The organism is Streptosporangium sp. NPDC001559, from assembly GCF_042893955.1.
Lineage (GTDB): Bacteria > Actinomycetota > Actinomycetes > Streptosporangiales > Streptosporangiaceae > Streptosporangium.
In genome coordinates, this window is record NZ_JBIAVG010000029.1 from 1 (window position 1) to 12888 (window position 12888).

Annotated in this window: 11 protein-coding genes; 1 reads left to right on the forward strand and 10 read right to left on the reverse strand. The window is 70.2% G+C overall.

Annotated elements, in window-relative coordinates:
- Positions 1-476: 476 nt before the first annotated feature.
- The 10 genes from tyrS to argC form a co-directional block, all read right to left on the reverse strand.
- Positions 477-1745 carry a tyrosine--tRNA ligase gene (gene tyrS, locus ACFYY8_RS40270; protein WP_352011719.1) on the reverse strand — a complete coding sequence of 423 codons (1269 nt, stop codon included), beginning with the start codon at positions 1743-1745 and terminating at the stop codon, positions 477-479.
- 116 nt (positions 1746-1861) lie between these two features.
- A complete protein-coding gene (locus tag ACFYY8_RS40275; protein WP_390050376.1) occupies positions 1862-2518 on the reverse strand; it encodes a DNA-3-methyladenine glycosylase in 657 nt (218 codons plus the stop codon).
- Positions 2500-3918, reverse strand: coding sequence for an argininosuccinate lyase (argH, locus tag ACFYY8_RS40280; protein ID WP_352011717.1), 1419 nt, complete (start codon positions 3916-3918; stop codon positions 2500-2502). The genes ACFYY8_RS40275 and argH overlap by 19 nt, the downstream gene beginning before the upstream one ends.
- Before the next feature lie 40 nt (positions 3919-3958).
- Positions 3959-5158, reverse strand: coding sequence for an argininosuccinate synthase (locus ACFYY8_RS40285; protein WP_390050377.1), 1200 nt, complete (start codon positions 5156-5158; stop codon positions 3959-3961).
- Positions 5159-5223: 65 nt separating this feature from the next.
- Positions 5224-5718, reverse strand: coding sequence for an arginine repressor (locus ACFYY8_RS40290; RefSeq protein WP_184716701.1), 495 nt, complete (start codon positions 5716-5718; stop codon positions 5224-5226).
- 8 nt (positions 5719-5726) lie between these two features.
- Positions 5727-6695 carry an ornithine carbamoyltransferase gene (gene argF / locus ACFYY8_RS40295; RefSeq protein ID WP_390050378.1) on the reverse strand — a complete coding sequence of 323 codons (969 nt, stop codon included), beginning with the start codon at positions 6693-6695 and terminating at the stop codon, positions 5727-5729.
- The gene (locus ACFYY8_RS40300; RefSeq protein WP_390050434.1) at positions 6688-7836 is read right to left on the reverse strand and encodes an acetylornithine transaminase; all 1149 of its coding nucleotides are present in this window, start codon (positions 7834-7836) and stop codon (positions 6688-6690) included. The genes argF and ACFYY8_RS40300 overlap by 8 nt, the downstream gene beginning before the upstream one ends.
- 44 nt (positions 7837-7880) lie before the next feature.
- On the reverse strand, positions 7881-8834 hold the full coding sequence (gene argB, locus ACFYY8_RS40305; RefSeq protein ID WP_390050379.1) for an acetylglutamate kinase: 954 nt from the start codon (positions 8832-8834) through the stop codon (positions 7881-7883).
- Positions 8831-9985 carry a bifunctional glutamate N-acetyltransferase/amino-acid acetyltransferase ArgJ gene (gene argJ / locus ACFYY8_RS40310; protein ID WP_390050380.1) on the reverse strand — a complete coding sequence of 385 codons (1155 nt, stop codon included), beginning with the start codon at positions 9983-9985 and terminating at the stop codon, positions 8831-8833. Before argJ ends, argB begins: the two co-directional genes overlap by 4 nt.
- Positions 9982-11004 carry an N-acetyl-gamma-glutamyl-phosphate reductase gene (argC, locus tag ACFYY8_RS40315; RefSeq protein ID WP_390050381.1) on the reverse strand — a complete coding sequence of 341 codons (1023 nt, stop codon included), beginning with the start codon at positions 11002-11004 and terminating at the stop codon, positions 9982-9984. The genes argJ and argC overlap by 4 nt, the downstream gene beginning before the upstream one ends.
- 212 nt (positions 11005-11216) lie before the next feature.
- Between argC and ACFYY8_RS40320 the strand changes: the two genes are divergently transcribed.
- Positions 11217-12878: a class I adenylate-forming enzyme family protein gene (locus tag ACFYY8_RS40320; protein ID WP_390050382.1), complete on the forward strand. Its 1662-nt coding sequence runs from the start codon at positions 11217-11219 to the stop codon at positions 12876-12878.
- Positions 12879-12888: the final 10 nt, after the last annotated feature.

Sequence of the window (12888 nt, forward strand, 5' to 3'; positions counted from 1 at the left end):
CACACCATCCGGTGTGACCACTTCAGGGGCACAAACTTCCGTGTTCCCATCCTATCATTTCCGGCCGGTCCGTGTCAACCCGCCGCCTTCGCAGCCACTCGACACCAACCCACCAGACCCACTAGGATCTCGCTCACCCCGTCTCCGGAGCAACCCTCCAAACTTACCGTGACATCCAGACCGTGTCAAAGTCTCTGTTTTCCAGAGACCAGCGCAAAGCCCGAACACCGAGGTTCGTTGAGAGGGGTTCACCCCTGGGGCCCGTCCGCGCTTTGAGGCGTCCGGCTCGCTCCCGGGGCATTGGAAACTTTAGGCGGGCCCTCGAGGCCCGTCAAATCAGGCCTATCCCGGGAAACCGCAGGTCATCGTAGATCCGCCCGGGAACCCATGACCTTCGCTACCCAAACGTTACCGTTCTAAACGGCGAAGACCCCGGTTTCGTCACCGGGGCCTTCGCCGTACAGCGGAGAAAGAGGTCAGGCGCCGAGCAGTTCGACGCCTCCGATGGAGCGCTTGCCGCGCCGCAGCACCAGGAACCGCCCATGCAGCAGGTCCTCGGCCGAGGGTACGTACGCCTCATCGGTGATCTTCACGTTGTTGAGGTAGGCGCCGCCCTCCTTGACCGCCCTGCGCGCGGCGGACTTCGACTCCACCAGCCCGCTCTGGGCCAGCAGGTCGACATAGGAGGCTCCCAGCTCGGAGATCTCGGCGCGCGGCACCTCCGCCAGGGCCTCCCCCAGCGTCCGTGCGGGCAGTTCCTCCAGCGAGCCCTGTCCGAACAGGGCGGCCGAGGCCGCGATCACGGCGGCGCACTCGTCCGCACCGTGCACCAGCGTGGTGAACTCGGTGGCGAGCGCGCGCTGGGCCTCCCGGGCCGCGGGCCGTTCCACCGCCGCCTTCTCCAGCTCCTCGATCTCCTCGCGGGACTTGAAGCTGTAGATCTTGAGGAACTTCACGACGTCGCGGTCGTCGGCGTTCAGCCAGAACTGGTAGAAGGCGTACGGCGAGGTCATCTCCGGGTTGAGCCACACCGCGCCGCCGGCCGTCTTGCCGAACTTGGTCCCGTCGGCCTTCGTGATCAGCGGCACGGTCAGCGCGTGCACGTGACCGCCGGTCACCCTGCGGATCAGGTCGGTCCCTGCGGTGATGTTGCCCCACTGGTCGCTGCCGCCGATCTGCAGCGTGCAGCCGTGGCGCCTGTTCAGCTCCAGGTAGTCGTTGGCCTGCAGGATCTGGTAGCTGAACTCGGTGTAGCTGAGCCCGTCGCCGCCCAGACGCGCCGAGACCGACTCGCGGGCCAGCATGCGGTTGATCGGGAAGTGCTTGCCGACGTCGCGCAGGAAGTCGATCGCGGACATGCCCTCGGTCCAGTCGAGGTTGCTGACCAGGGTGCCGCCACCCTCCTCGGAGAAGTCGAGGAACTTCTCCAGCTGGACCCGGATTCGCGCGACCCACTCGGCGACGATCTCAGAGGAGTTGAGCGAGCGCTCGGTGCTGCGGCCGCTCGGGTCTCCGATGAGACCCGTCGCGCCGCCGACCAGACCGATGATCCGGTGCCCGGCCCTCTGCAGGCGGGTGAGAGTCAGCAGCGGGACCAGGTTGCCGACGTGCAGGGAGGGCGCGGTCGGGTCGAAGCCGCAATAGACCGTGATCGGACCCTCGGCCATCGCAGCCCGCAGGGCGTCGATGTCGGTGGACTGCGCGATCAGGCCACGCCAGGCGAGGTCATCCAGAATCTCGGTCACGATCTTTGCTTTCCAATGCTCGAACGGTCAGTACGGCTTCGCCTACAGCCTGCCCGATCTCCGCACCACTTCGCCACTTGATAGACCCACGTTCCCGGTCAGACCAGTGTGGATCCCTACCTACGCCGCGGAACGTGCGGCCGGTACGGGGAAACCGTGCGATCGCCGTCGATCCAGAAACGCCAAGGGGTCTCCCGGCCCGTCGAGACACCGGTACGCGGCCCCGAACGAATCAGGCCGGGTTCGGCGGGCTTCCCCTCAAGGACCGTGATCGGTCCCGGCGGGCAGGCGTCGAGCCCGTTGTGCTCCCGGGTGAACCCGAGCGCGACCGCCAGGCGCGCGGGCCCGCGGGCGAGGTCTCGCCCGGAGACCGTACGGCTCGCGCCCGCCGATCTTCGCGCCGTCGCGGTCTCGACCCCGGCGACCACCTCACCCGCACGCATCAGCACACCCGAGCCGACTCCCTCAGGCAGGCAGACCAGGTTGGCGCAGAAGTGCATGCCGTAGGTGAAGTAGACGTAAAGATGTCCTGGAGGCCCGAACATCACCGCGTTGCGCGTCGTCCTGCCGCGGAAGGTGTGTGAGGCGGGGTCCTGACCGGGCACGCCGTACGCCTCGACCTCGGTGAGACGGACCGCGACCGGGCCGTATGTGATCACACGGCCCAGGAGGTCGGGGGCGACCTCGGGCCCCGGCCTGTCGAAGAAGTCGCGGGTCAGCGGGGTGTCCCCGGCGAGCGGAAGCTCGCCGGGTGTCAGTTGCCGCTCGCCCACGCCGCCTGGCCGTCGACGGTCTCCCGCAGGTCGAGGAGCTGGTCGCGCACCCTGTCGGGAGCCGTGCCGCCGTGGGCCTTGCGGGCCGCGAGCGCGCCCGGCACCGAGAGCACCTCCCGGGAGTCGGGGGTGAAGTGCTCCGAGACCTTGAGTAGTTCCTCGTCGGTGAGCTGGTCGAAGTCCTTGTCGTTGACCTGGCACCAGACGACCAGGTGGCCGACCGCCTCGTGCGCCTCCCTGAAGGGGACGCCCCTGCGCACCAGCAGTTCGGCCAGGTCCGTGGCCAGGGCGAACCCGTCGGGGGCCGAGGACTCCAGCTTGGCGGTGTTGACGCGCATGGTGGAGACCAGGCCGGCCATCGCGGGCAGGACCAGCAGCAGGGTGTCGACGGAGTCGAAGACCGGCTCCTTGTCCTCCTGCAGGTCACGGTTGTAGGTCAGCGGCAGGCCCTTGAGCGTCGTCAGCAGCGACATGAGGTTGCCGACGAGACGGCCGCTCTTGCCCCTGGCGAGCTCGGCGACGTCGGGGTTCTTCTTCTGCGGCATGATCGACGAGCCGGTCGAGTACGCGTCGTCCATCTCGATCCAGCGGAACTCCTGCGAGGCCCACAGGACGATCTCCTCGCCGAGCCGGGACAGGTGCACGCCGATCATCGCCGCGTCGAACAGGAACTCCGCCGCGAAGTCCCGGTCGGCCACGGCGTCCATCGAGTTGGGCGCGGCGGAGTCGAAGCCCAGCTCCCTGGCCACTGCCTGCGGGTCGAGCGGCAGGGACGAGCCCGCCAGCGCGCCGGAGCCGAGCGGGGAGACGGCCGCCCGCCTGTCCCAGTCGCGCAGCCGTTCGATGTCGCGGGTGAAGGCGTGGACGTGGGCCAGGAGCTGGTGGCCGAAGGAGACCGGCTGCGCGTGCTGCAGGTGGGTCATGCCGGGAGCGGCCGTCTCGGCGTGCTGCTCGGCCTGGCTCATCAGCGCGGTCTCCAGCTCGACCAGCCGGGACACGATGTGCCTGACGTGGTCGCGGAGGTAGAGGCGAAGATCGGTGGCGATCTGGTCGTTGCGGCTGCGGCCCGCGCGGAGCTTGCCGCCGAGTGTGCCGAGGCGCTCCAGCAGACCGCGTTCGAGCGCGGTGTGGACGTCCTCGTCCGCCACGGTCGGCCGGAACTCTCCCGCCTGGCAGGCCCGCTCGAGGTCGTCCAGGGCGCCGATCATGCGTCCCAGCTCGTCCTCGGTGAGCAGGCCCGCCCGCTGCAGCACCCGGGCGTGCGCGCGCGAGGCCAGCAGGTCGTACGGTACGAGCCGCCAGTCGAAGTGCACGCTCACCGAGAGCCGGGTCAGCGCGTCGGCCGGCCCTCCCTCGAACCGGCCGCCCCACAGCCGCATCGGCTTACCACCATCAGTCACCGTTGTTCTCCTCCCCATTCAATCCGCGACCTTAGCCCAATCAGGCCAGCCGAGCGTCCCGCGCCGACGCGATCTTGGAAGGAAGGCTCCACAGCTCGACGAAGCCCTTGGCCAGGGACTGGTCGAAGGTGTCGCCGGTGTCGTAGGTGGCGAGGTTGAAGTCGTACAGCGAGGCCTCGGAGCGCCTGCCGGTGACGGTGGCCCGGCCGCCGTGCAGGACCATCCGGATCTCGCCGGTGACGTGCTCCTGGGCCTCGGCGATGAAGACGTCCAGGGCCTTCTTCAGCGGGGAGAACCACAGACCGTCGTAGACGAGCTCGCCCCAGCGCTGGTCGACGGACCGCTTGAACCTGGCCAGGTCGCGCTCGACGGTGACGTTCTCCAGCTCCATGTGCGCGGTGATCAGCGCGATGGCGCCCGGCGCCTCGTAGACCTCGCGGGACTTGATGCCGACGAGCCGGTCCTCGACCATGTCGAGCCTGCCGACGCCCTGGGCGCCCGCACGCTGGTTCAGCTCGGCGATGATCTGGAACGGGGTCAGGTGGCGCCCGTCGAGCGCGACCGGGACGCCCTTGACGAAGCTGATGATGACCTCGTCGGCCTCACGCGGCTGGGCCGGGTCGGAGGTGTAGGAGTAGACGTCCTCGATGGGGCCGTTCCAGATGTCCTCCAGGAAGCCGGTCTCCACGGCCCTGCCCCAGATGTTCTGGTCGATCGAGTAGGGGTTCTTCTTGCTGGTCTCGATCGGGAGGTTCTTCTCCTCGGCGTAGGCGATCGCCTTGTCCCTGGTCCACGCGTAGTCACGGGCGGGGGCGATGACCTTGAGCTCGGGGAAGAGCGCGGCCAGACCGGCCTCGAAGCGGACCTGGTCGTTGCCCTTGCCGGTGCAGCCGTGGGCGACGTGGGTGCCGCCGAACTGCTTGGCCGCGGTGGCCAGGTGCTTGACGATCAGCGGCCGGGACAGCGCGGAGACCAGCGGATAGCGGTCCATGTAGAGCGCGTTGGCCTGCAGGGCGGGCACGCAGAAGTCGGCGGCGAACTCCTCGCGGGCGTCGACGACGACGGACTCGGCGGCACCGCAGTCGATGGCCCGCTTGCGGATGATCTCCATGTCCTCGCCGCCCTGGCCGACGTCGATGGCCACGGCGATCACCTCGGCTCCGGTCTTCTCCGCGAGGAACGGGATGGCGACGGAGGTGTCGAGGCCGCCTGAGAAGGCGAGTACGACCCGGTCAGTCATGATCAGTTTCTCCAAAGTCTTGTGCAGATGTTTCTGGTTGAGCTGGGGCGGCCCGCCGAAGCGGGCTACATACGTCGGTCGGCGTGCCTCAGCAGGGCCTCGGCGACCGCTTCCCCGCCCATCGGGTCGCGGCTGATGACGAGGATCGTGTCGTCTCCGGCCACCGTGCCGAGGATGGACTTCCAGCCCGCGTGGTCGATGGCGGAGGCGAGGAACTGCGCGGCACCCGGCGGGGTGCGCACGATCACCAGGTTGGCGGACGCGTCCGCCGAGACGAGGAGCTCCTCGGCGATCCGGCTCAGCCGGGCGGCCGGAGTCTCACCGCCGCCGAGCCTGGCCGGCGGGATTCTTCCGCCGCCCTCGCCCGGCAGGGCGTAGACCAGGGAACCGTCCTCGGCCCGCAGCTTGAGCGCGCCGAGTTCGTCCAGGTCGCGGGAGAGAGTGGCCTGGGTGACCTCCACCCCGCTCTCCAACAGAAGCTTAGCCAGGTCAGGCTGGGAGCGGACCGGCTGCCGCGCCAGGAGCTCGGCGATTCGCGCCTGGCGGGCCACCTTGGTCATGGGAATCGTCACGGTGTCCGCCCTCCCTTCCCGGACTGCGAGACCAGCCAGTGCAGCAGCGCCTTCTGGGCGTGCAGGCGGTTCTCCGCCTGGTCCCAAACCAGGCTCTGCGGGCCGTCGAGGACGTCGGCGGAGATCTCAAGCCCCCGGTAGGCGGGCAGGCAGTGCAGAACGATCGCGCCTCTGGCGGCCCGGTCCATCAGCTCGGCGTTGACCTGGAAGGGCGTCAGGTCGGCGATCCGCTGCTCCTTGCCGTCCTGGCCCATCGAGACCCAGGTGTCGGTCGTGACGACGTCGGCGTCCGCCACGGCCGTTCCGGCGTCCGGCAGCACGGCGACCGAGCCTCCGGTGCCCACGGCGATCTCGCCCGCCTTGCGCAGGATCGCCGGGTCGGGCCGGTACCCGGTCGGGGCGGCGATCCGCACGTGCATGCCCGCCAGCGCCCCGCCGAGCAGGTAGGAGTGGGCCATGTTGTTGGCGCCGTCCCCGAGGTAGGTCAGGGTGAGCCCGGCCGTGGAGCCGAAGTGTTCCCTGACGGTCTGCAGGTCGGCGAGGATCTGGCAGGGGTGGAACTCGTCGGTCAGCGCGTTGACCACCGGCACGGAGGAGGCCGCGGCCATGGCCTCGACCCGCTCCTGTCCCGAGGTGCGCCACACGATGGCGCTGGTCTGGCGTTCCAGGACCCGGGCGGTGTCCTCGATGGACTCGCCCCGGCCCATCTGCGAGGACCCGGCGTCGAGGATGAGGGGCAGGCCGCCCAGTTCTCCGACGCCCACGGCGAAGGAGATCCTGGTGCGGGTCGACGGCTTGTCGAAGAGCACCGCGACCGTCTGCGGGCCCTCGAAGGGGCGGTAGCCGTACCGGTCCTTCTTCATGGCCGTGGCCAGGTCGAGCACCTCCGCCTGCTCGGCGGGCGAGAGGTCGTCGTCACGCAGGAAGTGCCTGGTCCCCGAAAAGGTGGTGCCTTGCTCAGTCACTGGATGCCTCGTCGAGAAGTGCCGGAAGCGCGGTCACGAAGGCGGTGACCTGTTCCGCGGTGATCACGAGCGGGGGCGCGAGCCGTACGGCGTCCGGCTGGACGGCGTTGACCAGGAAGCCGACGCGCTGGGCGGCCTCCTGGAAACGACCCGCGCGCTCGGCGGTCAGGACGACGGCCAGCCACAGGCCCCGGCCTCTGACCCCCTTGAGCAGGGGGTGCTCGACCGCGGCGATTCCCTCGGACAGCAGTGTCCCGACGGTCTTGACGTGTTCGAGCAGGTCCTGGCTCTCGATGGTCTCCAGTACGGCCAGCGCCGCGGCGGCCGAGACGGGGTTGCCGCCGAAGGTCGAGCCGTGGTCTCCCTTGGCGAAGAGCGTTCCGGCGGCGCCGAGGCCGACGCAGGCGCCGATCGGCATGCCTCCGCCGAGACCCTTGGCCAGGGTCAGCACGTCGGGCAGGACGCCTTCGTGCTGGTGGGCGAACCAGCGTCCGGTACGGCCGATGGCCGACTGGATCTCGTCGGCGACCAGCAGTGCGCCGGTCGTGTCGCAGATCTCCCTGACGGCCCTGAGGTAGCCGTCCGGCGGCGGGACGACTCCGGCCTCGCCCTGGGTGGGTTCGAGGAAGACCGCGGCGCACTCGTCGGTGACGGCGTTCTTCAGCGCGTCGGCGTCGCCGTAGGGAACGAAGCGGACATCAGCCGGGAAGGGCCCGAACTGGTCGCGGATGGCGCGCTTGCCGGTCAGCGAGAGAGCGCCCAGGCTACGACCGTGGAAGCCGTTCTCCGTGGCCACGACGTAGGGGCGGCCGTTGGCCTTGCCGTACTTGATGGCGAGTTTGAGGGCGGCCTCGTTCGCCTCGGTGCCCGAGTTGGTGAGGAACACCCGGGCGGGGGCGCCGAGCAGGCCGATCAGCCGTTCGGCGAGCAGCACCTCGGGCTCGTTCAGGAACAGGTTGCTGGTGTGGGCGAGCGTGGCGACCTGCCGGGTGACGGCCTCGACGAGCGCGGGGTGCGCGTGGCCGAGCGAGCTGACCGCGATGCCGCCGATCAGGTCGAGGTACTCGGTGCCGTCGACGTCCCAGACCCGTGAGCCCTCGCCGCGCGCCAGCACCACCGGGGGCACGCCGTAGTTGGGCATGAAGGCGGCCTCGAAACGCCTGCTGAGCGCTTCCGACTGGTTGCTCACGTGTCACTCCCGTTCAGCTCGTTGGTGGTGCTCGCCCGTCGCCCGGACGTGTCCGGCAGGACCATGGTGCCGACGCCCTCGTCGGTGAAGATCTCCAGCAGTACCGAGTGGGGCACCCTGCCGTCGAGCACGTGTGCCTGGGGCACGCCGCCGCGGACCGCGGTCAGGCAGGCCTCCATCTTGGGCACCATGCCGCTGGACAGGCCGGGCAGGAGCTCGGCGAGCTCGGTGGCCTTCAGGCGCCGGATGACCTCGTTCTCCCCGGCGGCCGCGTCGGGGCGCCAGTCGCGGTAGAGGCCTTCGACGTCGGTGAGGACGATCAGCTTTGAGGCGCCGAGCGCCACGGCCAGGGCGGCCGCCGCGGTGTCGGCGTTGACGTTGTAGACGGTGCCGTCCTCGCTGCGCGCGACCGAGGAGACGACGGGGATGCGCCCGTCGTCGAGCAGCGCCCGCACCGCTCCGGCCTCGACGTCGACGATGTCGCCGACCTGGCCGATGTCGACCTTGACGCCGTCGACGACGGCGTGCTTGCGGACCGCGGTGAACAGGTGGGCGTCCTCGCCGGACATGCCGATCGCGAGCGGACCGTGCCGGTTGATCAGGCCGACGACGTCACGGTTGACCTGGCCGACCAGGACCATCCTGACGACCTGCATGGCCTCGGGGGTGGTGACCCGCAGGCCCGCGGTGAAGGTCGACTCGATGCCGAGCCGGTCGAGCTGGGCGTTGATCTGGGGGCCGCCGCCGTGCACGATCACCGGCTTGAGACCGGCGTAGCGCAGGAAGACGACGTCGTCGGCGAACTTCTCCCTCAGGTGTTCCTCGGTCATCGCGTTACCGCCGTACTTGATGACGACGGTCGCGCCCTGGAAGCGGGCGAGCCAAGGCAACGCCTCGATGAGAGTGTGCGCCTTGGTCAGGGCCGCCTGGGTCCTTGTGGGGACGCTCATGACGAGTAGGCCGAGTTCTCGTGGACGTAGGCCACGGTGAGGTCGGTGGTGTGGATCGTCGCGGCGTGCGGGCCCGCCGACAGGTCGACGGTGATCGTCACGTCGCGGGGGCGCAGGTCCACCTTGGAGCGGTCGTCCCCCGCGGCTCCGCCACGGCAGATCCACACGCCGTTGATGGCCACGTTGAGCCGGTCGGCCTCGAAGACGGCGTCGGTGGTGCCGACGGCGGACAGCACCCGGCCCCAGTTGGGGTCCTCGCCGTAGATGGCGCACTTGAGCAGGTTGGAGCGGGAGACGGCACGGCCGACGACGACGGCGTCCTCCTCGGAGGCGGCGCCGATGACCTCGATGGCGATCGCCTTGGTCGCGCCCTCGGCGTCGACCAGGAGCTGACGGGCCAGGTCGGCGCAGACGGCGCGGACGACCTGCCCGAACTCGGCGAGGTCGGGGCTGACACCGGAGGCGCCGCTGGCCAGCAGCAGGACGGTGTCGTTGGTCGACATGCAGCCGTCGGAGTCGAGCCGGTCGAAGGTGACCCTGGTCGCCTCGCGCAGCGCGGTCTGGAGCTGCTCGGCGGGCACGTCGGCGTCGGTGGTGATCACGCAGAGCATGGTGGCCAGGCCGGGGGCGAGCATGCCCGCGCCCTTGGCCATGCCGCCGACCATGTAGCCGCCCTCGCCCTTGCGGAAGGAGATCTTGGAGACGGTGTCCGTGGTGCGGATGGCGTCGGCGGCGGCCAGGCCACCGTCCCTGCTGGCCTGGGAGACCGCGGTGCCGATCCCGCCGAGCAGGGCCTCCATCGGCAGCCGCTCGCCGATCAGGCCGGTCGAGCAGACCGCGATCTCACCCGCGGAGTCCTGGAGTTCCTCGGCGACGCGCTCCGCGGTCGCGTGGGTGTCCTGGAAGCCAGCGCTGCCGGTGCAGGCGTTCGCGCCGCCCGAGTTGAGCACGACGGCCTTGACCCGGCCCCCGGACAGCACCTGCTGGGACCACACGACCGGCGCGGCCTTGACGCGGTTGCTCGTGAAGACACCGGCCGCGGCACGTGACGGGCCGTCGTTGACGACCAGCGCCAGGTCGCGGGCGTCACCGGACTTGATGCCTGCGGCGATGCCGGCTGCCCTGAATCCGAGGGGGGCGGTCACGCTCATGGGGCGACTCCGTTGAGAGGAAGGCCGAGTTCTTCTGACAGGCCGAGTGCGAGGTTGGCGCTCTGGATCGCGCCCCCCGCGGTGCCCTTGGTGAGGTTGTCGATGGCGACGACGGCGACGACGCGGCCGACGCGCTCGTCCAGGGTGACCTGGAGGGCGGCGGTGTTGGCGCCGAGGGTCATCGAGGTCGTGGGCCACTGTCCCTCGGGCAGCAGCCGCAGGAACGGCTCGTCCTTCGTCGCGGCCAGGTAGGCCTCGCGGAGCAGGGCGGCGGTGACGCCGGGCTTGGCGGGCGCCGTGCAGGTGGCGAGGATGCCACGGCTCATGGGGGCGAGCAGCGGGGTGAAGGAGACCTTCACCGGCGCCCCGGCCAGCGGGGTGAGGTTCTGCTCCATCTCGGGGGTGTGCCGGTGGACACCGCCCACGCCGTAGGCGCCGACCGAGCCCATGACCTCGCTGCCCAGCAGGTTCGGCTTGAGGGACTTGCCCGCCCCGCTCGTGCCGCTCGCGGCGACCACGACCACGTCGGGCTCGGCGAGACCCGCGGCGAAGGCGGGGAACATGGCCAGCGTGACGGCGGTCGGGTAACAGCCGGGGACGGCGATCCTGCGGGTGGCGCGGAGTTCCTCGCGCCGTCCGGGCAGCTCGGGCAGGCCGTACGGCCAGGAGCCCGCGTGAACGCCGCCGTAGAAGTGCTCCCAGGCGGCGGGGTCGGTGAGACGGAAGTCGGCGCCGCAGTCGACGACCAGCGTGTCCTTGCCGAGTTGCTCGGCGACCGCGGCGGACTGGCCGTGCGGCAGCGCGAGGAAGACCAGGTCGTGGCCGCCGAGGGTCTCGGCGGTCGTCTCCAGGAGCGTGCGGTCGGCCAGCGGGGCCAGGTGGGGCTGGTGGGCGCCCAGGAGGGTGCCCGCGTTCGACCCGGCGGTCACCGCGCCGATCTCTATCTCCGGGTGTGACAGCAGCAGGCGCAGGATCTCGCCTCCGGCGTAACCGCTGGCACCCGCGATGGCCGCTTTCATCCGCCCCCCAAACACTGCATATTCATGCATCATTACTCATGAACTTACTAGAAAGATTATGCACGCCAGGGGAACGTCATGCAAGCATCAGACAATCTACCCTTCCATCCACAAAACATCACAAAACATGCATGTGATCATGCGAGGCCCGCCCCGGTCCCGCCCGGTATCGTGATGTCTCCCGCCCCTTCATCTCCGGGGAGTACGAACGCATGGCCGTCCCTCACGACCAGGTCCTGGCTCGGCTCACCGCCCCGGGGCAGCTCTTCGAGATGGAGGAGGTCCCGGGTCCCTGTGGCCCGGTTAGAACCTGGAAACACGCTCCTGTCCACTTTCGGACACTGCTCGAGGCCAGCAGGCGCCACGGCCCCAAGGTCTTCCTCGTCTACGAGGACGAGCGCGTCACCTACGAGGAGCACTACCTGCGCGCCGCGACGCTGGCCGGGCGCCTGGCCGGGGAGTACGGCGTGGCCAAGGGCGACCGGGTGGCCATCGCCATGCGCAACTACCCGGAATGGGTGATCGCCTTCTCCGCGGTGCTGGCCGCCGGGGCGGTCGCCGTACCGCTCAACGCGTGGTGGAGCGCCAAGGAGCTGGAGTTCGGCCTGTCCGACTCGGGAGCGCGGGTGCTGATCGCCGACGGCGAGCGCGCCGCGGCGCTCGCCGGGGCCGGATGCCCGCTGATCGTGGCGCGCGGCGAGGTGCCCGCGGGCGCCCGTTCCTTCGCCGAGGTACTGGGCGTCGTCGAGCCGGACGTGACGCCGCCGCCGGTCGACCTCTCCCCGCAGGACCCCGCGACCATCCTGTACACCTCCGGCACGACCGGCCGCCCGAAGGGCGCGCTCGGCAGCCATCGCAACCTGGGCCAGTCCCCGCTGACGGTGGCCTACGGCACGACGCGCAGCGCGGTCAGGGCGGGCAGGGACCCCGCGCGCAAGGCGGGCAGGCGCCGCGTCACGCTCCTGACCGTCCCCCTCTTCCATGCCACCGGCTGCTTCGCGGTGATGACCACCACGATGTTCGGCGGCGACGGCCTGGTGTTGATGCGCAGGTGGGACGCGGGACGCGCGCTCGAACTCATCGAACGGGAGCGGGTCACCAACCTCAGCGGCGTGCCGACCAACATCTGGCAGCTGTTGTCCCACCCCGGCCTGGCCGAGGCCGACGTCTCAAGCCTCACCTCCCTCGGGTACGGCGGCGCCCCCGCCCCGCCGAGACTGCTCGAACGGCTCACCGAGCTGCTGCCCAGCCGCTCCCCGACCAACGGGTACGGCATGACCGAGACGACCGCGCTGGCCATCGGCAACGGCGGCCCGGACTATCTCGCCAGACCCGACAGCGTCGGCCTTCCCGTGCCCGTGGTCGACGTGCGCGTCACCGGACAGGGCGGTGAGGAACTGCCGATCGGCGAGGTCGGCGAACTGCGCCTGCGCGGCCCGAACGTGATCCTCGGCTACTGGAACCGGCCGGAGGAGACCGCGGAGGCCTTCGCTGACGGCTGGCTGCGCACCGGAGACCTGGCCAGGGTCGACGAGGAGGGCTTCGTCTACATCGTCGACCGGGCCAAGGACATGGTCATCCGGGGAGGGGAGAACGTCTACTGCGCCGAGGTCGAGGCCGCGCTCTTCGAACATCCGGCGGTCGAGGACGCCGCGGTGATCGGCATCCCACACGAGGAGCTCGGCGAGGAGGTCGGCGCGATCGTACGGCTCGCCTCCCCCGTGGAGGACGAGGAGCTGCGGACCTTCCTCCGTGAGCGGATCGCCCCCTTCAAGGTCCCCGTCCGGTTCTGGATCCGCGAGAGCGAACTGCCCCGCAACCCCGGCGGCAAGATCCTCAAGACGGTCCTGCGCCGGGAGGTCCTCGGCGCCTGACCTGCCGCCG

What these genes read in the sequence shown, in the direction of transcription:
- ACFYY8_RS40290 (WP_184716701.1), bottom strand. Translation starts at nt 5,718, where the DNA reads ATGACCAAGGTGGCCCGCCAGGCGCGAATCGCCGAGCTCCTGGCGCGG.
- argC (WP_390050381.1), bottom strand. Translation starts at nt 11,004, where the DNA reads ATGAAAGCGGCCATCGCGGGTGCCAGCGGTTACGCCGGAGGCGAGATC.
- ACFYY8_RS40300 (WP_390050434.1), bottom strand. Translation starts at nt 7,836, where the DNA reads ATGCCCAACTACGGCGTGCCCCCGGTGGTGCTGGCGCGCGGCGAGGGC.
- argB (WP_390050379.1), bottom strand. Translation starts at nt 8,834, where the DNA reads ATGAGCGTCCCCACAAGGACCCAGGCGGCCCTGACCAAGGCGCACACT.
- ACFYY8_RS40320 (WP_390050382.1), top strand. Translation starts at nt 11,217, where the DNA reads ATGGCCGTCCCTCACGACCAGGTCCTGGCTCGGCTCACCGCCCCGGGG.
- ACFYY8_RS40285 (WP_390050377.1), bottom strand. Translation starts at nt 5,158, where the DNA reads ATGACTGACCGGGTCGTACTCGCCTTCTCAGGCGGCCTCGACACCTCC.
- argJ (WP_390050380.1), bottom strand. Translation starts at nt 9,985, where the DNA reads ATGAGCGTGACCGCCCCCCTCGGATTCAGGGCAGCCGGCATCGCCGCA.